General features: G+C 63.8%; 18 protein-coding genes. 14 read left to right on the forward strand and 4 right to left on the reverse strand.

The window, feature by feature from the left end; translation table 11 throughout:
- Positions 1 to 46 precede the first annotated feature (46 nt).
- Positions 47 to 940: a sugar-binding transcriptional regulator gene (locus MF134_RS09570; protein WP_255339344.1), complete on the reverse strand. Its 894-nt coding sequence runs from the start codon at positions 938 to 940 to the stop codon at positions 47 to 49.
- Between the two features lie 445 nt (positions 941 to 1,385).
- Between MF134_RS09570 and MF134_RS09575 the strand changes: the two genes are divergently transcribed.
- From MF134_RS09575 to MF134_RS09620, 10 genes are all read left to right on the forward strand, one after another.
- Positions 1,386 to 2,651, forward strand: coding sequence for an ABC transporter substrate-binding protein (locus tag MF134_RS09575; protein ID WP_255339213.1), 1,266 nt, complete (start codon positions 1,386 to 1,388; stop codon positions 2,649 to 2,651).
- Positions 2,652 to 3,010: 359 nt separating this feature from the next.
- Positions 3,011 to 3,964 carry a carbohydrate ABC transporter permease gene (locus tag MF134_RS09580; protein WP_255339345.1) on the forward strand — a complete coding sequence of 318 codons (954 nt, stop codon included), beginning with the start codon at positions 3,011 to 3,013 and terminating at the stop codon, positions 3,962 to 3,964.
- Positions 3,965 to 3,968: 4 nt separating this feature from the next.
- Positions 3,969 to 4,796 (forward strand): carbohydrate ABC transporter permease, encoded by an 828-nt coding sequence (locus MF134_RS09585; protein WP_255339214.1) that lies wholly within the window; start codon positions 3,969 to 3,971, stop codon positions 4,794 to 4,796.
- A 2-nt stretch (positions 4,797 to 4,798) separates the two neighbouring features.
- Positions 4,799 to 5,314, forward strand: a complete 516-nt coding sequence (locus tag MF134_RS09590) for a GNAT family N-acetyltransferase (RefSeq protein WP_255339215.1) — start codon at positions 4,799 to 4,801, stop codon at positions 5,312 to 5,314.
- 9 nt (positions 5,315 to 5,323) lie between these two features.
- Positions 5,324 to 6,991 (forward strand): alpha-glucosidase family protein, encoded by a 1,668-nt coding sequence (locus MF134_RS09595; RefSeq protein WP_255339216.1) that lies wholly within the window; start codon positions 5,324 to 5,326, stop codon positions 6,989 to 6,991.
- A 33-nt stretch (positions 6,992 to 7,024) separates the two neighbouring features.
- Positions 7,025 to 8,134 carry an ABC transporter ATP-binding protein gene (locus tag MF134_RS09600; protein WP_255339217.1) on the forward strand — a complete coding sequence of 370 codons (1,110 nt, stop codon included), beginning with the start codon at positions 7,025 to 7,027 and terminating at the stop codon, positions 8,132 to 8,134.
- Between the two features lie 281 nt (positions 8,135 to 8,415).
- Positions 8,416 to 9,195: a TVP38/TMEM64 family protein gene (locus MF134_RS09605; RefSeq protein ID WP_255339218.1), complete on the forward strand. Its 780-nt coding sequence runs from the start codon at positions 8,416 to 8,418 to the stop codon at positions 9,193 to 9,195.
- Between the two features lie 15 nt (positions 9,196 to 9,210).
- Positions 9,211 to 10,635, forward strand: a complete 1,425-nt coding sequence (locus MF134_RS09610) for a dihydrolipoyl dehydrogenase family protein (RefSeq protein WP_255339219.1) — start codon at positions 9,211 to 9,213, stop codon at positions 10,633 to 10,635.
- Between the two features lie 195 nt (positions 10,636 to 10,830).
- On the forward strand, positions 10,831 to 12,354 hold the full coding sequence (locus MF134_RS09615; protein ID WP_255339220.1) for a sensor histidine kinase: 1,524 nt from the start codon (positions 10,831 to 10,833) through the stop codon (positions 12,352 to 12,354).
- Between the two features lie 102 nt (positions 12,355 to 12,456).
- Complete coding sequence (locus tag MF134_RS09620) at positions 12,457 to 13,275, forward strand: sulfite exporter TauE/SafE family protein (protein ID WP_255339346.1); 819 nt, start codon at positions 12,457 to 12,459, stop codon at positions 13,273 to 13,275.
- Between the two features lie 13 nt (positions 13,276 to 13,288).
- On the opposite strand, the gene MF134_RS09625 is transcribed toward MF134_RS09620, so the two are convergent.
- The 3 genes from MF134_RS09625 to MF134_RS09635 all read right to left on the reverse strand — a co-directional run bounded on the left by MF134_RS09625 (position 13,289) and on the right by MF134_RS09635 (position 15,838).
- Positions 13,289 to 13,999, reverse strand: a complete 711-nt coding sequence (locus tag MF134_RS09625; protein ID WP_255339221.1) for a retropepsin-like aspartic protease family protein — start codon at positions 13,997 to 13,999, stop codon at positions 13,289 to 13,291.
- A 2-nt stretch (positions 14,000 to 14,001) separates the two neighbouring features.
- Positions 14,002 to 14,226: a DUF1289 domain-containing protein gene (locus MF134_RS09630; RefSeq protein WP_255339222.1), complete on the reverse strand. Its 225-nt coding sequence runs from the start codon at positions 14,224 to 14,226 to the stop codon at positions 14,002 to 14,004.
- Positions 14,227 to 14,320: 94 nt separating this feature from the next.
- Positions 14,321 to 15,838, reverse strand: coding sequence for a sensor histidine kinase (locus MF134_RS09635; protein WP_255339223.1), 1,518 nt, complete (start codon positions 15,836 to 15,838; stop codon positions 14,321 to 14,323).
- A gap of 191 nt (positions 15,839 to 16,029) precedes the next feature.
- On the opposite strand from MF134_RS09635, the gene MF134_RS09640 reads away from it, so the two are divergent.
- The 4 genes from MF134_RS09640 (at position 16,030) to MF134_RS09655 (ending at position 18,687) form a co-directional block, all read left to right on the forward strand.
- Complete coding sequence (locus MF134_RS09640; RefSeq protein ID WP_255339224.1) at positions 16,030 to 16,641, forward strand: glutathione S-transferase; 612 nt, start codon at positions 16,030 to 16,032, stop codon at positions 16,639 to 16,641.
- Between the two features lie 17 nt (positions 16,642 to 16,658).
- Complete coding sequence (locus MF134_RS09645; protein WP_255339225.1) at positions 16,659 to 17,306, forward strand: uracil-DNA glycosylase family protein; 648 nt, start codon at positions 16,659 to 16,661, stop codon at positions 17,304 to 17,306.
- Positions 17,307 to 17,396: 90 nt separating this feature from the next.
- Complete coding sequence (locus MF134_RS09650; protein WP_255339226.1) at positions 17,397 to 17,882, forward strand: Lrp/AsnC family transcriptional regulator; 486 nt, start codon at positions 17,397 to 17,399, stop codon at positions 17,880 to 17,882.
- A gap of 55 nt (positions 17,883 to 17,937) precedes the next feature.
- Positions 17,938 to 18,687, forward strand: a complete 750-nt coding sequence (locus MF134_RS09655; RefSeq protein ID WP_255339227.1) for a DUF4336 domain-containing protein — start codon at positions 17,938 to 17,940, stop codon at positions 18,685 to 18,687.
- The last annotated feature ends 97 nt before the right edge of the window (positions 18,688 to 18,784 follow it).

The raw sequence follows: 18,784 nt of genomic DNA on the forward strand, positions 1-18,784 counted from the left end.
ACGTTTGGCCGTTCCCGTTTCTCGGGCTTCCGACCGGTTTCATAAGTCAGCCGTCGTCCGTCGCCTCCTCAAGCACGGACCGGGCGGTCGCCTCGTCAATGACGAGGCCGCTCAAGACGCCGCTTCGCAACAGGGCGAGCGTCGGATGCACCTTCTCCGGGCCCCCGGCGATCGCCACCACGGTGGAGCGGCGCAGATGATCGATGTCCGGCGAGAGAGCGCGGGCGCTGAAGCTCTCTGCCGTCACATTGCCGTGAGCGTCAAAATAGTGGCCGAGCAGCTCCCCCTCGGCTCCGCTCTCTCGCAACAGTCGCATCTCTTCCGCGCCGAGCATGTGGTTCGTGACCAGCGACGCCGTGTCCGAAACGCTGCCAATTCCGGCAAAGACCAGGCTCGCCGAACAGGCGAGATCGAAGACCTCCCCCACGCCGGACTGGGACAAAAGCACTGCCTTGTCCTCGACGCTGTTGGCAAACAGCGGCAGGGGGATCTGATAGGCGTCGGCCCCTGTCTTTTCCGCCAGGCGATGGATCACATCGAACGGATTGGCTGCAAACCGACGATTGAATCCGCCGAGCACCGAGACGAAGCGCGTATTGTCCGCCTCGACATTCGGCATGCGGTTCACCGCGGCCGCCAAAGTGCGCCCATGACCGATGCCGATCAGTTCGTGATCGCCGCGCTCGACCTCGTTCCGCAGGAATGTCGCGCCGGCCAGACCCAGCGCGTTGAGCGGCATGCCGAGTTCGTCGAGATCCGGTGCAACCCGGCAGAAGGAGAGGGAGAAACGCTCGGTGATCGCGTCTTCGAGGCGAACGCATTCGGCCACTTCCGCCTCGACGAAGACGCGGATGAGTCCTTCCCGGGATGCCCGCGCGATAAGGCGGTGGGCCTTGGTGTTGGCCACGCCCAGCCGTTTCGCGATCTCGCCCTGGGTCATGCCGCCGGAGAAGTACAGCCAGGCCGCCCGCGCCGACAGGCTCGCCTCGTCTGCTTCGCCTCGCGACCGATTGGCATCCGGCTTCACCCGTCGCTCCCCATGTCGTCCGCTGTTGCGGTGCGAATTATTTTTTTCTTGAGACAAAATTTTTCACTCTTCACGTCCTCTGTCAAGTCTCGCCCAGTCGCTAACGCAGCGGAATGCCAAGTGTGGTACCATGCAATCAAAAGTCGTATTATCGGCATTGCGTCGCAGCAAACAGGCCGTGTTGTTGGCTCTCAAGGAGATTGGATCAGCCGTCGCGGCGAAGGGGCGAAGCTTGCCTTTCCTGAGCATTTGGTTAGCTTCGTTTCCAAGAGGACACGGCACCATGGAGGCCTCTCGGACATGTTCGGGAGGAGGCGCCGATAATGCGTCCCGATGTGAACAACCAGGGAGGAAGTCGATGAAGCTTCGCAAGATTGCCGTCGCGCTGGCCGCGGCGAGCGGGCTGGCCGGTGGCCATGCCTTCGCAGCTGAACTGGCCGTTGTTTCCGGCGCGGTCGGCAAGGACATTTCCGAACTCCGGATGCAGCTCGACGCGTTCGAGGAGGAAAGCGGTCACACGGTCAAGATCGTAGAGATGCCGGCCTCGACGACCGACCAGTTCGGCCAGTACCGGTTGTGGCTGTCGGCGGGCAACGAGGACATCGACGTCTATCGTACCGACGTGATCTGGGCTCCGCAGCTGGCGTCGAGCTTTGTCGATCTGACGGAGGCGATGAAGGACGAGGTCGGCAAGCACAATCCCTCGATCATCGAATCCCAGACCGTGGACGGAAAGCTCGTCGCCTTTCCGATGTATACGGATGCTCCAGCGCTCTACTATCGAACCGACCTCCTGGAGAAATACGGCAAGGAGCCGCCGAAGACCTGGGCCGAGCTGACCGAGATCGCCCAGGAGATCCAGGACAAGGAGCGCGAGGCCGGCAATACGCAGATGAACGGCTTCGTCTTCCAGGGCGCGCCCTATGAGGGGCTGACCTGTGACGGTCTGGAATGGGTCAAGTCGAACGGCGGCGGACAGATCGTGTCGCCGGATGGCGAGATCACGATCAACAACGAAAAGGCTGCTGCCGCCATCGACATGGCCAAGGGCTGGGTCGGTACGATCGCGCCGGAAGGCGTTCTTTCCTACAAGGAAGAGGAATCGCGCGGCGTCTGGCAGACCGGCAATGCCGTCTTCATGCGCAATTGGCCGTACGCCTACGCGCTTTCCAACGGCGACGATTCCGCGGTGAAGGGCAAATTCGACGTGGTGCCGCTGCCGGCGGGCGAGGGCGGCTCGTCCGCTGCCTGTCTCGGCGGTTGGAATCTCGCCGTGTCGAAATATTCGCAGAACCAGGAAGCTGCGATCGAACTCGTCAAGTACCTGGGTTCGGAAGCGGCACAGAAGCAGCGCGCCATCAACCAGTCGCGCCTGCCGACGATTCCCGCGCTCTACGACGATCCCGAGATCGCCGAAGCTCAGCCGATCGTCGCAGAATGGGGCAGTGTGGTGGAAAACGCCGTTCCGCGGCCTTCGGCCCCGACGAAGCGCCAGTACAACGAGGTCTCCAAAGAGTTCTGGACCGCCGTCAACGAGACGCTGTCCGGCCGCGGCACGGCCGCCGAGAATCTCGATACCCTCGAAAAGCGCCTGCGTCGCCTGAAGCGGAGCGCCTGGGAATAGCCGATCGATGAGGAAGGCGATGCGGGGGCTTGCATGCTCCCGCATCGCTGCCCTTCGTCACCCGGGCCGCGCGGCTCATGGGAGTCGCGAGCATCGTCGCAACCGCCTGCCTGCCGCCGAAAGGTAATCCGCGTGCAAGACGCGAGAGCAGGATAGCTGCGCCATTGCTGCGATCCGGGAGTTGACGAAGGAGTTTGGCAGTCGCGTCGGTGAATGGTGGGCGCCATCCGACGACGAGTTTCGACCATCGAGGCAGACAGACCGGTCAACGGCAGGGTTCTCGATGGTCAGGCGTCCCGTGGGAGGAGACGATGGCCAACGTTTCGACGAGCATTCCGCCGACGGACAAGTCCCTTCGGATGGAGACCGAAGGCGCCAAGCTGAAATCCGACCTGTCCCGGCAGCGATTGCGATCGGCCTGGTTATTTCTCACGCCGATGATCCTCGTTCTGGCGCTGGTCGCCGGCTGGCCGCTGGTCAAGACGATCTGGTTCTCGCTGACCAATGCCAGCCTGTCGAACCTTGAAGGCGCCGAGTTCGTCGGACTTCGCAATTACTGGGAATATGTCGACTACGGCGACGGGGAGGGCGAATATTTCGGCCTTCTGTTCGACCCGCAATGGTGGAACGCCGTCTACAACACCGTCTATTACTCGGTGATCTCCGTCACCATCGAGACCATTCTCGGCCTTGCCTTCGCGCTGGTGCTCAACGCCGAGTTCAAGGGCCGAAGCTTCGTTCGCGCCGCCGTGCTCATCCCCTGGGCCATCCCCACGATCGTTTCCGCGAAGATGTGGGCCTGGATGATGAACGACCAGTTCGGCATCCTCAACGACATGCTGATGGCGATCGGAATCCTCTCCTCCCCGATCGCCTGGACCGCCGACCCCGACACGGCGATGTGGGCGGTGATCATCGTCGACGTCTGGAAGACGACGCCCTTCATGGCGCTCTTGATCCTTGCGGGCCTGCAGATGGTGCCGGGCGATGTGTACGAGGCCGCCAAGATCGACGGCATTCATCCGGTCAAGGTGTTCTGGAAGGTCACCCTGCCGCTGATCCGGCCGGCAATCCTGGTCGCGGTGATCTTCCGCGCGCTCGACGCGTTGCGGGTCTTCGACCTGATCTACGTTTTGACGCCCAACAACACCCAGACGAAGTCGATGTCGGTGTTCGCCCAGGAGAATCTCTTCCAGTTCGACAAGTTCGCCTATGGCTCGGCGGCCTCGACGCTTCTGTTCCTGGTGATCGCCTTCATCACGCTCTTCTACATCAAGGTCGCCCGGCTCGACCTCAGCGGCAGGGGGAAATAAGACGATGCCTTATGTCGTGAAACGCGCCGGCTTCTATGCCCTCGTCGTCTTTATCGTCCTGTTCTCGATCTTCCCGTTCTATTACGCGATCCTGACGAGCTTGAAATCGGGCACGGCCCTGTTCCGGGTGAACTACCTGCCTGTCGACTTCTCGCTGGCCAATTACACCGACGTTCTGACGAACGGGGTGTTTCCGCTGAATATTCTGAACTCGGTGATCGTCGCGGTGACGGTGGTCGCGATTTCCCTGTTCCTGGCGGTGACGGCCGCCTACGCCCTCTCGCGGATCAACTTTGCGGGGCGGGGGCTTCTGCTCCTGACCATTCTCGCCGTCTCGATGTTTCCGCAGATCGCGGTGCTGGCAGGGCTGTTCGAGATGGTGCGCTGGGCCGGTGTCTACAACACACTCTTCTCGCTGATCTTCGCCTATATGATCTTCACCCTGCCGTTCACTGTCTGGGTGCTGACGACCTTTATGCGCGATCTGCCGATCGAGATCGAGGAGGCGGCGATCGTCGACGGCGCCTCGCCCTTCACCATCGTGATGCGTGTCTTCCTGCCGCTGATGTGGCCGGCGCTGGTGACGACGGGGCTGCTCGCCTTCATTGCCGCGTGGAACGAGTTCCTCTTCGCGCTCACCTTTGTCTCGAACAATTCGACCCGCACGGTCCCGGTGGCGATCGCGCTTCTCTCCGGTGCCTCCGAACAGGAAATCCCCTGGGGCACGATCATGGCCGCTTCGGTCATTGTCACCGTGCCGCTCATCGTTCTGGTGCTGATCTTCCAGCGCAAGATCATCTCCGGCCTGACTGCCGGCGGCGTGAAAGGATAGGAATGGATAGACCCCTTCGCATCAGACCCGAGACCCATGCCGACGTGGAGGTCATCCGTGTGCTGATCGAAAAGGCGTTCCACGACGTGTCTCACAGCGACCACAAGGAAGCGGAGATCGTGGATGAGTTGCGGCGGACGGGTGCTCTCGGACTGTCCCTCGTCGCCATCGATGCCGATGGCGGGATCATGGGCCATATCGCCTTTTCCGCGGTCTCGATCGAAGACGCGGAATCGGGATGGTATGGCCTCGGGCCGGTCGCGGTCTGGCCGGAACTTCAGCGGCAGGGGCTCGGAACGGCGCTGGTAAACGAAGGTCTGCGCAGACTTGAAGGCCAGGGCGCCAAGGGCTGCGTGGTTCTGGGCGATCCGGCCTTTTATTCCCGCTTCGGCTTTGCCAGCGATCCGGCGCTGACCTATCGCGGCCTCCCGACACGATATGTCCAGAAGCTCGCCTTTCAGCCGCAGGAAGCGACCGGCGAAATCAGCTATCACGCGGCCTTCGACGCCGCAGCCTAGGAGCACCGTTTGGACGAGCAGAGCCAAATCGAAGGGCAGATCGCACGTAAAGGGGGCGATCCCGACTGGTGGCGCGGCTCGGTCCTTTATCAGATCTATCCGCGCTCCTTTCAGGACTCGAACGGCGACGGCATCGGCGATCTGGCCGGCATCACCCGGCGTCTCGGCCATGTCTCGGCGCTCGGTGCCGACGGGATCTGGCTGTCGCCTTTCATGCCGTCCCCGATGAAGGATTTCGGCTACGACATCAGCAATTATCGCGACGTCGATCCGATCTTCGGGACGCTCGCCGATTTCGACGCCCTGGTCGCGGAGGCCCATCGTCTCGGGCTCAAGGTCGTGATCGACCAGGTGCTCTCTCACACCTCCGATCAGCATCCCTGGTTCGTCGAAAGCCGGGGGAGCCGCGACAATCCCCGAGCCGACTGGTATGTCTGGGCTGAACCCAAACCGGACGGCACCCCGCCGAACAACTGGCTGTCGGTCTTCGGCGGCACCTCGTGGGAATGGGATTCCCGCCGCCGGCAATACTACCTTCACAACTTTCTGACCTCGCAGCCGGACCTGAATTTCCACAATCCCGACGTTCGCGCCGCGCTTCTCGGCGAGGTGCGCTTCTGGCTCGACCGCGGCGTCGACGGGTTCCGGCTCGACACGGCGAATTTCTACTTCCACGACCGCGACCTTCAGGACAATCCGCCGCTGGCGCCCGAACTGCAGTCGGAACTGATGGCCTCGCGCAACCAGCCCTACAACTGGCAGGACCACCTCCACGACAAGAACCGTCCCGAGAACCTGACTTTCCTGCGCGAACTCCGCGCGCTGCTCGACGAGTATTCGGCCATGGCCGTCGGCGAGGTTGGCGAGCGCATCCGGGGTGTCGAACTGATGGCGGAATACACCGCCGGAACCGACAAGCTGCACATGTGCTACGCCTTCGACTTCCTGTCGGGCAACATGCCTGCCCCCGAGACGGTGCGGGCGATCGTGGAGCGGTTCGAGACCTGTGCGGCCGGAGATGGCTGGGCCTGCTGGGCGTTCTCCAACCACGATGTCGAGCGTCATGCGACCCGCTGGACCATCGGGCTGCCCGAAACCGAACGCGCGCTCCGGCTGGCCGCCGGCATCCTGCTGACTCTGCGCGGGTCGGTCTGCCTCTACCAGGGCGAAGAGCTGGGCCTCACCGAGGCGGATATCGCCTATGAGGATCTGGTCGATCCCTATGGCATCAATTTCTGGCCGGAGGTGAAGGGGCGGGACGGTTGCCGCACGCCGATGGCCTGGGAGTCGGATCGTCCCCATGCGGGCTTCTCCGAAGTGCGGCCCTGGCTCCCCGTCCCGGCGGAGCATTTGGCGCGCTCGGTCGATCGCATGGAAGCCGAAGAGGGCTCGCTTCTCAATTTCTACCGCGCTCTTCTCGCCTTCCGCCGTCGGCATCCGGCCCTCGTGAAGGGAGAGATGACCTTTCTCGAGGCGCCGGACGGGGTGCTGGCCTTCATCCGCGAAGGCAGCGGCGAGCGCATCTATTGCGCTTTCAATCTGTCCGACCGCCGGGTCGCCCTCGATCTGCCGGAAGGGCTCGCGCCGTCGCCGCTGGACGGACATGGATTTGCCGGCCGCCTGACGGGCGGCAGGCTGGAACTCGACGATCATGATGGTTTCATCGGCGCGCTCTAGCTCTGCCGGGCGCGCGTTATCTGGGAGGATCGGATGGCCAATCTTAAGCTGACGAAGGTGAAGAAGGCCTATGGCTCGGTCGAGGTGCTGCACGGCATCGATCTCGACATCAAGGCTGGCGAATTCGTCGTGTTCGTCGGACCGTCCGGCTGCGGCAAGTCGACCCTTCTGCGGGTGATCGCGGGGCTCGAGGACATCACCGGCGGGACGCTGGAGATCGGCGGCAAGGTGGTGAATTCACTGACGCCGAAACAGCGCGGCATCGCCATGGTGTTCCAGTCCTATGCGCTCTATCCGCACATGACGGTCTACGAGAACATGGCCTTCGGCCTGACGCTCGAGAAGGGAACGGGCAAGGACGAGATCGACAAGCGCGTGCGCGAGGCGGCCCGCATCCTGCAGATTGAGGATTATCTCGATCGCCTGCCCAAGGCGCTTTCCGGTGGTCAGCGTCAGCGCGTGGCTATCGGGCGGGCGATCACCCGCGACCCTGCCGTCTTCCTGTTCGACGAACCCTTGTCCAATCTCGACGCGGCGCTGCGCGTCCAGACCCGCATCGAGATCGCCCGCCTTCATGAGAAGATGGCCGGAACGACGATGATCTACGTGACCCACGATCAGGTCGAGGCGATGACACTCGCCGATCGCATCGTCGTTCTCAACAAGGGCCATGTCGAGCAGGTCGGCTCGCCCATGGAGCTCTACAATCGCCCCGACAATCTCTTCGTCGCAAAATTCCTCGGCTCGCCTTCGATGAACATCCTTCCGGCCACGATCGAGGCAGCCGGCGAGACGACCCGGGTGCTGCCGGAAGGCGGCTCCAGCGTGGTGCTGCCGGTGGCGACGCCGGACTCGGCGACGGGAAGCCCGGCCCATCTCGGCATCCGCCCGGAAGATCTGTCGGTCACCGAAGCCGCCGACGCGCCGTTCCGGGGCGAAGTGACCCTGACGGAATCGCTCGGCGAGGTGACGCTGATCTATGTGGATATCGGTCGCACCGACGAGCCCTTCGTCGCCAAGCTGCCCGGCGAGGTGTCGATCAAGCGCGGTACCAAGATCGCGCTCAGTGCGGCGCCCGAGTCGATGCGGCTCTTCGACGAGCGGGGCGATGCCATCCGCGCTGCGGCGCGCAAGGCGGCTTGATTCGATCCGACCGGTACCACCCTGCCAGCCCACTCGTAGAGACGGTCGGGTCACGGACGCTGGGCAGATGCCGTGCGCGAAAGCTTCCATCTGGCTCGACAGCGCTGTCCAAAGGCGTTTGAGGCCATATCGCCGATCGTTTGTCACGAAGAACGGAACAGTGCGTGACCGTTGCTAACGAAACCGTGTTCGCCAGCCGTTCGTTCCGGCGGTAACCTGCCCGGAGTTCGCCGCGAAGGACCAAGCGTGACCGGGGCAAATTCACGCGAAGGGCTGGACACATGATGGGTTCGAAGGCGATCGATGGCGAGGGGTTGATGGACGACGGCAGCACCGCCCGCAAGAAGCGATTCGGCAGCTGGGGCCGCTACTTTCCTTTTGCCGTTCTGCTCCTTGGCCTTGCTGTCGCCTACGCGGCCGGACTGCACGAATATCTCTCGCTTCAGGCCTTTCTCGACAGCCGCGAGGCATTGCGAGAGGCGGCGATGGACAATCTCGTCCTGGCCGGTCTCGGCTACGTCGCCCTCTACATTCTGCTGGTGGCCTTTTCCTTCCCCGCCGCCTCCCTCGTCACCGTCGCCTCGGGCTTCGTGTTCGGCTGGCTGGTGGGCGGGCTTCTGACCGTTGTCGGCGCGACGCTCGGCGCCACCATCCTCTTCCTGGCAGCCCGTTCGGCCTTCGGCGATGTCCTGAAAAAGAAGAGCGGCGGTGCGATTTCCCGTTTTGCCGAAGGCTTTCAGGATGACGCCTTCTCCTATCTCCTCGTCTTGCGGCTTACGCCGGTTCTGCCCTTCTTCGTGGTCAACATCGCGCCGGCCTTCTTCAACGTGTCGCTCGCGACCTACATGGCGACGACCTTCCTCGGCATCATTCCCGGCTCGATGGTCTATGCGTTTCTCGGTAGCGGTCTCGAACAGGCGCTGGTGAATGTCGGCGAGGGACAGCCGACGATCGGCGATCTGGTCACCCCGCAGATGACGATCGCGCTGGTCGGGCTCGGCGCGCTTGCCATATTGGGCGTGATTCTGAAGAAGACCGTTCTGCGCAAGCGCGCCGCCTGAAACGAAGGAAACTCCATGGCATCGATCCTCAAGCCGGATGTCTGCGTGATCGGCGGCGGATCGGGCGGGCTGACGACGGCTGCCGCTTCGGCCGCTTTCGGGGCCGACGTGGTGCTGATCGAGCGCGGCAAGATGGGCGGCGATTGCCTGAATTATGGCTGCGTGCCCTCGAAGGCACTGATCGCCGCCGCCAAGCACGCCGCCGCCATTCGTGAAGCACCCCGCTTCGGCATCACGGCTGGCGAGCCGACGATCGACTTTTCTGCTGTGAAGGACCACGTCAATCACGTGATCGCGGCGATCGAACCGAACGATTCCGTCGAGCGGTTTGAAAGCCTCGGCGTGACCGTGCTCCAAGCGAACGCCCAGTTCATCAACGAAGACACCGTCGCGGCCGGCGGCCGGATCGTGCAGGCGCGCCGCTACGTCGTCGCGGCCGGATCCTCGCCGCTCGTCCCGCCGATCGCCGGCATCGACGAAACGCCTCATTACACCAACGAGACAATCTTCGCCCTTCGCGAACGCCCGCGCCATCTGATCATCGTCGGCGGCGGCCCGATCGGTATGGAGATGGCCCAGGCGCACCGGCGTCTGGGATGCGAGGTCACGGTCCTCGAAGGCGGGAGCTTTCTCGGCCGCGACGACCCCGAACTGGCGGAAATCGTTCTGACGCGATTGAAGGAAGATGGCGTCGTCCTGCGCTCCGGAGCGCGGGTGGTGGCCGTGGCCAATTCCACCGACGGCCCGAAGGTGACGATCGAGACCGAAGCCGGACGCGAGACGGTGACCGGCAGCCATCTTCTGGTCGCTGTCGGCCGTGCGCCGAATGTCGCCGGTCTCGGGCTCGACGCGGCGGGCATCGACTACGACAAGCGCGGCATCAAGGTCGGCTCGGATCTGCGGACCACGAACCGGCGCGTCTATGCCGTCGGCGATATTGCGGGTGGGCCGCAATTCACCCATGTCGCCAACTATCACGCCGGCCTGGTGGTCCGCGCCATCCTCTTCCGCCTGCCCATCAAGGAGCGGCGTGACCATCTGCCGCATGTCACCTTCACCGATCCGGAACTCGGTCAGGTCGGACCGACGGAGGCCGAGGCGAAGGAGTCCGGGACCCTGAAGCATGTCCTCTCCTGGCCCTATGCCGAGAACGACCGGGCGCAGGCGGAACGGCGAACCGAAGGGCGGATTAAGCTCGTTGTCGGCAGCGGGGGGCGCCTCCTGGGGGCGGGCGTCGCCGGGATGAGCGCGGGCGAGATGACCAACATGCTGGCGCTGGCCGTAGGAAAAGGCATGACTATCGGGGACTTGCGCGATTTCGTTTCGCCCTATCCGAGCCTGTCGGAAGTCGGCAAGCGGGCCGCCACTTCCTACTATCAGCCCTTTACCAGGCGCCCCGTGGTGCGCGCCGCCGTCCGCTTTCTCGGCCGTTTCGGCTGAGGCTGGCGGGGGTCCTCAGAGACGCTTCGTTCCTTGCAAGTGAAACCGATCGTGCCATTTCGACGTACTTTCTCGGTCGATGATGTCGCAGGGAAGGTGCGACGGTCTTTCGATCGAGCGGTTTTTCTCGGCCGGTAGCAGTTCCCACATGTTCTCGGACTGCTCTAGAGTGACCCTTGGGGAATTGGTGGGACGGTGTTGGACACGGCCGGACGTTCAGGGCAAAGCGTTGACGACGTGACGCGGGGCGATCCCGCGCTGCGCGTGAAGCGCCGTCTGTCCACGCGCCTGCTCCTGCTGACGGCTCTCGCGGTCATGCTCGCGGAAGTGCTGATCTTCGTTCCCTCTATCTCGAAGTTCCGCCATGACTGGTTGTCGGGCAAGATCGAGACCGTCGCCGTGGCGGGCCTCGCGTCCGAGGAGATCAGTTCCGAGACCGGCTCGGTGCTGGGCCCCGATCAGGAGACGGCGCTGCTCGCCGCGCTCGACGCCTATCTCATCGCGATCAATGACGCGGATTCCTCGCGTCTGCTGGCCCGCGCCGAAACGATCGGGATGACGGAAATCCAGGTCGATCTCGAGACCGAGACGCCGTGGTCGATGATAGCGGGGGCCTTCGACACCCTGATCTTCGGCGGGGATCGCATCATGCGCGTCTTCGGGCCGGTGGGTGACGGCTCGGTCTCGGCCGAAGTCGTGATGTCGGAGCGTCCCCTGCGCATGGCGATGCTCACCTATTCGCGCAACATCTTCCTTCTGTCGCTGTCGGTCGCTCTGTTCGCGGCGCTCCTCGTCTATACGGCAATCAGCCGCTTTCTCGTTCGGCCGATCGAGCACATGACCGGGTCGATGGTTCGCTTCGCCGCCAATCCCGCGGACCGAGACCGCATCATCCGGCCGAGCGACCGGGATGACGAAATCGGAATTGCGGAAGTTCAACTCGCTGACATGCAGACGCGTCTCGCCGACACGTTACGCGAGCAGCGCCATCTCGCCGATCTCGGTCTCGCCGTCTCCAAGATCAATCACGATCTGCGCAATGTCCTCGCCTCGACACAGATGATCTCGGACCGGTTGGCGACGATCGACGACCCGCAGGTCCAGCGCTTCGCGCCGCTGCTCCTGCGCAGTCTCGACCGGGCGCTTGCCTACACCCAGTCGGTGCTGGCCTATGGCCGGGCGGTGGAAAGCGCACCCAAACGGCGCGAGGTTCGCCTTCGCCTGCTCGTCGAGGACGTCTGCGAGACGCTGGCGATCGATCCGACCGTTCGCATCGATTTCATCAATTCGGTGCCGTCCGATCTGCTCCTCATGGTCGATCCCGATCAATTCCACCGGCTCCTGTCGAATCTGTGCCGCAACGCCCTGGAGGCGCTGAACGAGCAGGTGGACGAACACGGCGCGGCGCTTCGCGAAGTGCGGGTTGGAACGGTCTCCGAGAGCGCGCAGGGGGGGCAGGAGGGCCACATCGTCGTCTTCGTCGAGGATACTGGCCCCGGCCTGCCGGACAAGGCGCGAGAGAACCTGTTCAAGGCGTTTCGCGGTTCGGCCCGTAGTGGCGGCACAGGCCTCGGGCTCGCCATCGCGGCGGAGATCGTCGAGGCCCATGGAGGCGAGATCACGCTCGCCGAGTGCGATCAGCCCGGCACGCGCTTCGAGATCAGGCTTCCAGCGTCGGTCGCACGCCGGGCGGAAGCGACTGTCGAGCCCGCCTCCTGAGAAGACGGGGACAAATCGCCCGCAGGATTGGCCCCTCGGTAAGCAAGGCGAAATAATCCGAGACGCCGCGGGCGAAAGCTGATTAGACGTCGCGCCATGAGCATGATCGACGGCGCCAGCCTTCTCACCCTCCTGCCGACGCTTCTGATCGCTGCGGCTGCGGCCGGCTTCCTCGCCGGGCTGTTCGGTATCGGCGGCGGGGCGATCTTCGTGCCCGTGCTCTACCAGACCTTCGAAGCGCTCGGTGTCAGCCATCAGGTGTCGATGCACCTCGCGGTCGGCTCATCGATCGCGATCATCGTGCCGACCTCGCTGCGCTCGCTGAGATCCCACCTCGAACGTGATGCCGTCGACCGGCAATTGCTGAAGCAATGGCTGCTGGCGATTCCCCTGGGCGCGGTTCTCGGCGCGCTCCTTGCCGCCATGGCCTCATCGGAAGAACTGCGGCTGATCTTCGCCGCGCTCGCCTTTCTCTTGGGGCTGAAGATGGTGATCGGCCGCTTCAGCTTCCGGCTTGGCGACGATCTGCCAGGGGTCGCCGGCCGTTCGCTGGCCGGATTCGTCATCGGCCTTTTGTCGTCTTTGATGGGGATCGGCGGCGGCGTGTTGAACAACACCTTCATGACCCTCTACGGTCGTCCGATCCATCAGGCCGTCGCGACGAGCGCCGGGGTCGGCGCGCTGATTTCCGTGCCCGGCCTCGTCGCCTACGTCTTCGGTGGCTGGGGCGATCCGGCCCTCCCGTCCTTCAGCTTCGGTTACGTCAATCTGTTCGCAGTGGCGCTGATCGCCCCGGCGTCGATCCTGGCGGTGCCCTTCGGCGCTAGGCTCGCCCATCGCCTGTCGCGGCGACAGCTTGAACTCGGCTTCGGTTGTTTCCTGCTGATCGTTGCGGCCCGCTTCGTCTATAGCCTGCTCTGACGAGATCCGCCGATCAGTCTGTCAGGATGAGACGATCGCCGCGGAAATCGTAGGAGGTGAGGGTGTCGAGGAAGCTCATCCCGAGAAGCACGGTGCCCAATCCCGACCCTTCGGTGACCGCGCCGAGAACGTTGCGCCGGGTGATATCGCCGATGGTCACCGTATCGAGGCGCACCGGCGCGGCCCGAGCGACACCGTTCGCCGTCATCACCCGGTTGGTGAACCGAAGTTGCGAGACGTCGATGCCGAGCGAACGCGCCATCTCGCTGTCCATCGCGACCACCGAGGCGCCGGTGTCGACGATGAAGGCGGTCGCTGCTCCGTCGATCTCGCCGTTGAGATAGAAATGCCCGTCGGCCGCCCGTGTCGCCATGTAGCGCTGTTGGCCTGTGCTGCTTTCCACCGAGACGAGATTGCCGGGCATCAGGACGGCGTAGAAGCGGTTCTTGAGGGCGTTGAATTCCGGCTGAAAGGCGTAGGCGCCGATCACGAGGACGAAGACGCCGACCCAGATGACGATGTTGCGGAACATCTCGCCCAGCCGATGGCGCATGGACAAAAGGACGCCGGAGCCGATCGCCACGCCAAGAATGACCAGATAGGTGAGGCTGCCGAACTCTTCGTCGGAGAATCCGCCGACGCTGCCGCCATGATTGAGGAAGAGAATGACGAGGGCAACGGCGATGCCGCCAAGGACGAAATAAAGGATCAGATCACGTTGCATCGTCAGTCCTTGGAGCTTGCTCGACCACTGGCTGGTGCGCCCTGTTTGGGCTGACCGGCTTGAAGGTCGTTCAGCCGGTCCGGAAGCCGGGCCATGATCGCACGACGCTCGTCCGGCCGGTAGGCGATCCAGCCGGCGATCTCCTCGCCCGTCCGGCCGCAGCCGATGCAGAACCCCGTCCGAGGATCGAGAGTGCAGATCTGATTGCAGGGACTCTCGATGGTCATGAAAGAGGTTCGACCAAGCGTGCTTTCGTTGCGGGATCGTCTTTGATGATCATGGATATGGCGTCTCGCCCGAGCCGCTGCAAGCTGCCGGAATTCATGCCAGTTCGCTGGTTTCGTCGAAGGCGGGCATGACCTCCAGGACACGGCTCTGCGGGAAGGTGGCGATCGCTTCCGTTCCCTGACGCAGTTTGGAGATGAGGCGGAAGTCGCCATTGTGCAGCTTCACGAGCGCCTGCACGATTGGCAGGCCGAGACCGGTGCCCTGTTCGGCGCTCTTGATGGCGGTGGAGCCCTGGCCGAAGGAGGACAGGACCAGCGGGATCTCCTCCTTCGGGATTCCCGGCCCGTCGTCGCGGACCGAAACGTACTGGCCGCCGCCGGCCGTCCAGCCGACGCTCAAGACGATGCTGCCTTTGAACGGCGTGAACTTCACTGCATTGGAAAGAAGGTTGAGGATGATCTGGCGCACGGCTCGCTCGTCCGCCCACAGTGCCGGCAGGTCCTGCTCGAACCGGCCCTCGAGCTGGAGTTCCTTCTTTTCCGCGCGAATGCGGACGATGGCGAGGCAATCCCTGGCGATCGAGACGAGTTCGACGGCTTCTTCGTTCAGGGCGTAGCGACCGGCCTCGATCCGCGACAGGTCGAGGATTTCGTTGATCAAGCCGAGAAGGTGCTGACCGGAAGCATGGATGTCGTCGACATATTCCCGGTAGCTGGGGCTGCCGAGCGGGCCCAGCATCTCGTTGCTCATCACCTCGGAAAAGCCGAGGATCGCGTTGAGCGGTGTCCTGAGTTCGTGGCTCATCGTTGCCAGAAACTGTGACTTGGCGCGGTTGGCTTCCTCGGCGCGGCGCCGTGCTTCGTCGGAAATCGCCCGGGCGGTCTCGAGCTCGACGATCAGTTCATCCTTCTCGGCCTGGTGGATGAAGCTCGTCAGGGTCGTGCGGCGCAGGAGTTCACTGACCAGGATGAAGAAGGGCACGGCGCAGGCCAGAACGCCGCTCATGGCGATCCGCGTCGCATTCGGATCGCTCACCATGCCGTAGGCGAGCACCGCCACCATCGGGCCGAAGGCGACGGGCAGGGCCGCTCGAAGCGTGAAGGAGACCATCGCCGTCGAGGCCACGGCCACGATCAGCACCGCGAACTGGAAGATCTCGAACCGCAAGGGCTGGCAGCTCGAACAGGAGAGCGAGGCGAAATAGGCCCAGCACAGACCGGCCGCAGCATGGACGACCAGGAAGTGATTGGCCCAGCGCTGTACCGCCTCTTTCCTGACCGAAGTGGTCACAAAGCGGCCGGCCAGGCCGATCAGGGCCAGATAGCTCGCCAGCGCGAAAACGGTCCAGACCACGGCATGAACGACGCCTATCGAAAGCGCGAGGCCGAAACCCGTCACCATTACGGGCAAGGGGACGATGATGGCCGCAGACTTCAGGGCAACCGCGTGCTGCGACAGCAATTCGCGCGTGAAGCGCGGCGCGACCTGGCCCTTGAACGAAAGCCGCTCACGCGTCTCGCGGATCGTCTTTCTGAGATCGCTGTCGCGCACCGACGCCGTTCGGCGTGCGACGAGGCTCTGGTTGAAGATTGGCGGGTCGGCAAGTGACATGAAACTCGGCACGGTCGCTTGGCATCGCGGGATCACGCCCCACTATGTTTCCCGAACCTTAAAGAAATGCCTTAAGGAACCGGAAATTTCTGATTTTTCCGCCCCCGGACCGCCTTAGAGCGCCTTGCGCCGCGCGGACCCGGGATGCTGCGGGATGAACTTCCCCGGAGCCGGGGCAGGGAGGAGATGCCATGCGACTGTTCGATGGCGGCCGCGCGCCGAACCCGCGCCGCACACGGATCTTTCTCGCCGAAAAGGGCATCGATGTGCCGCTCGAACCGGTCGACATGGCCGGACTTGGACATCGAGAGGAACCCGTCGCCAGCCGCAATCCGCTGAAGCGCCTGCCGGTGCTCGAACTGGACGACGGGACGATCCTCACCGAATCGATCGCCATCTGCCGCTATTTCGAGGCGCTTCATCCCGAACCCCCGTTGTTCGGCCAGAGCCCGCTTGAAATCGCGCGGGTCGAGATGTGGAATCGGCGACTGGAATTGGGCCTCTTCAACGCCGTCGCCTCGGCCTTTCGCCATACCCATCCCGCCATGGCCGAATGGGAAGTGCCGCAGATCGCGGCATGGGGCGAGGCGAACCGCCCGAAGGCGCTCGCTTTCCTCGAATTCTTCGATGAGCATCTTGCCACGAGCCGTTTCGCGGCGGGCGACACGTTCTCGGTCGCCGATATCACGGGGCTCGTCGCCGTCGACTTCATGAAGCCTGCGAAGATCGCCATGCCGGACGGACTTTCGCATCTGGGCCGCTGGTACGAAGAAGTGGCCGCCCGGCCGAGCGCCAAGGCCTGACGTTTCGCGATTTCCTCATGTCCACTGCAGCAGCCCATGAAGACCACGGCGGCGAAGACGCACTGGCGCTTCACCGGACGATCCGGGCCTGCCGGATCTGCCGGGATGCGCCCGACGGTCCGCCGCTGCCGATCGAGCCGAACCCGGTCTTGGCCCTGTCCCGTACTGCACGTATCGTCGTCGCGGGGCAGGCGCCGGGCAATCTCGCGGACAAGACCACCAAACCGTTCAACGATCCCTCCGGTATCCGGCTTCGCGACTGGATGGGGATCGGGCCCGAGACCTTCTACGATCCTGGACGCGTCGCGATCGTGCCGATGGGCTTCTGCTTCCCGGGCTATGATGCCAAGGGCGGCGACCGGCCGCCGCGCAGGGAATGCCGGGCCACCTGGCACGAGCGGGTGATGCGGGCCATGCCGCAGGTCGAACTGGTGCTGGCGATTGGCCTCTACGCCCAGCGATTTCACATCGAAGGCGGCGCCAAGCGCTCCCTGACAGAGACGGTTGCCGACTGGCGAAGCGTGCTCGAGGAAGGCGGGCGCTACGCACCGGTTCTGCCATTGCCGCACCCCTCCTGGCGCAACAATGCCTGGCTCAAACGCCATCCCTGGTTTGCCGCGGAGCTGCTGCCGGAACTCAAACGCCGTATCGCCGCGCTCGTCTGAAGGGCCGACAGGATCGCTTTGGTCTACCCTCCCGGCGCGGACTGCGCTATCCGGACCAATTGGAAGACATGGATCAGGCGGGAGCGCGCAATGGATCGCCTCGACAAGAAAATCCTGCGGCTCATGCAGGAGGATGCGACGCTCGCCGTCGCCGACATCGCCAAGCGTGTCGGCCTTTCGACGACGCCATGCTGGCGGCGCATCCAGAAGCTCGAAGAAGAGGGCGTGATCCGGCGGCGGGTGGCCGTGCTCGATCCGGAGAAGATCAACGCCCGGGTCACCGTCTTCGTCGCGATCCGTACCAATTCCCATTCGACAGAGTGGCTGAAGCGGTTCTCCGAGGTGATCCAGGAATTCCCGGAGGTGATCGAGTTCTATCGCATGAGCGGCGACGTCGACTATCTCCTGCGCGTCGTCGTGCCGGACATCGCCGCCTATGACGCCTTCTACAAGCGGATGATCGCCAAGATCGAGATACGCGACGTCTCCTCCTCCTTCGCCATGGAGCAGATCAAGTACACGACGGAAATGCCGCTCGACTACATGGTCCTCGACAAGGAACCGCGGGAGGCCTGAGGCCGAGACCGATGCTGAGGGCCGCGGGATCTTATTCGGCGCGCTCGGGAAGGCGATGATGGAAACCGACGACAAGCCCTTCACCTACGAGCCGCTCAACGTCCTGAAGCCCGTCGCCGAAGACCTTTGGCTGGTCGACGGACCCGCCATCGATTTCCGCTATCTCGGCCTCGACGTGCCGTTTCCGACGCGCATGACGATCGTACGTCTTGCCGATGGCGGCCTGTGGCTGCACTCGCCGATCGCCGCCGAGCCCGCGCTCCTGGATAAGGTACAGAAACTCGGCCCCGTGGCGCATCTGATCGCACCGAACACGCTGCACTACTGGTATGTGCCGGATTGGACGGAGATCTTTCCGGAGGCCGAAGTCCACTACGCGCCCGGCCTGCCTGAGAAGGCGAAACGGCCGCTTCCCGACGGACTTAACCTGGAAAGCGCTGCGCCCGCGACCTGGAGCGGCGCGATCGATCAGGTCGTCGTCACGGGCGATATCCTCAACGAGGTGGTCTTCTTCCACCGGAAGAGCCGCACGCTTATCCTCACCGATCTGATCGAGAATTTCGAGCCCGAGCGTGTGAAGTCCTTCTTTCTGCGCAATGCCCTGAAGCTCGCCGGCGCATCCGATCCGGACGGCAAGGCGCCGATCGACATGCGCCTCACCTTCGCCCGCCACAAGGCGGCGCTGCGCGACGCCGTCCGGCAGATGATCGCCTGGGCGCCCGAGCAGGTCGTGCTCGCCCATGGGCGCTGGTACGAGACGAACGGCACAGCGGAACTGCGCCGCGCCTTTCGCTGGGTTCTCTAACCGGCTTGTCCCCGGTCAATCCAAGATGGACCGCACGGCCGACACCGAGCAACGCGTCACCATTCTGTCATGAACAAAACCGATAGTTGAGTCTGGG

Source organism: Jiella marina (assembly GCF_024359545.1).
GTDB lineage: Bacteria > Pseudomonadota > Alphaproteobacteria > Rhizobiales > Rhizobiaceae > Jiella.

Bases quoted from the DNA above. Each gene is read 5' to 3' on its own strand.
- MF134_RS09570 (WP_255339344.1), bottom strand. From the start codon at position 940: ATGACCCAGGGCGAGATCGCGAAACGGCTGGGCGTGGCCAACACCAAG.
- MF134_RS09575 (WP_255339213.1), top strand. From the start codon at position 1,386: ATGAAGCTTCGCAAGATTGCCGTCGCGCTGGCCGCGGCGAGCGGGCTG.
- MF134_RS09580 (WP_255339345.1), top strand. From the start codon at position 3,011: ATGGAGACCGAAGGCGCCAAGCTGAAATCCGACCTGTCCCGGCAGCGA.
- MF134_RS09585 (WP_255339214.1), top strand. From the start codon at position 3,969: ATGCCTTATGTCGTGAAACGCGCCGGCTTCTATGCCCTCGTCGTCTTT.
- MF134_RS09590 (WP_255339215.1), top strand. From the start codon at position 4,799: ATGGATAGACCCCTTCGCATCAGACCCGAGACCCATGCCGACGTGGAG.
- MF134_RS09600 (WP_255339217.1), top strand. From the start codon at position 7,025: ATGGCCAATCTTAAGCTGACGAAGGTGAAGAAGGCCTATGGCTCGGTC.
- MF134_RS09605 (WP_255339218.1), top strand. From the start codon at position 8,416: ATGATGGGTTCGAAGGCGATCGATGGCGAGGGGTTGATGGACGACGGC.
- MF134_RS09610 (WP_255339219.1), top strand. From the start codon at position 9,211: ATGGCATCGATCCTCAAGCCGGATGTCTGCGTGATCGGCGGCGGATCG.
- MF134_RS09620 (WP_255339346.1), top strand. From the start codon at position 12,457: ATGATCGACGGCGCCAGCCTTCTCACCCTCCTGCCGACGCTTCTGATC.
- MF134_RS09625 (WP_255339221.1), bottom strand. From the start codon at position 13,999: ATGCAACGTGATCTGATCCTTTATTTCGTCCTTGGCGGCATCGCCGTT.
- MF134_RS09630 (WP_255339222.1), bottom strand. From the start codon at position 14,226: ATGACCATCGAGAGTCCCTGCAATCAGATCTGCACTCTCGATCCTCGG.
- MF134_RS09635 (WP_255339223.1), bottom strand. From the start codon at position 15,838: ATGTCACTTGCCGACCCGCCAATCTTCAACCAGAGCCTCGTCGCACGC.
- MF134_RS09640 (WP_255339224.1), top strand. From the start codon at position 16,030: ATGCGACTGTTCGATGGCGGCCGCGCGCCGAACCCGCGCCGCACACGG.
- MF134_RS09645 (WP_255339225.1), top strand. From the start codon at position 16,659: ATGTCCACTGCAGCAGCCCATGAAGACCACGGCGGCGAAGACGCACTG.
- MF134_RS09650 (WP_255339226.1), top strand. From the start codon at position 17,397: ATGGATCGCCTCGACAAGAAAATCCTGCGGCTCATGCAGGAGGATGCG.
- MF134_RS09655 (WP_255339227.1), top strand. From the start codon at position 17,938: ATGATGGAAACCGACGACAAGCCCTTCACCTACGAGCCGCTCAACGTC.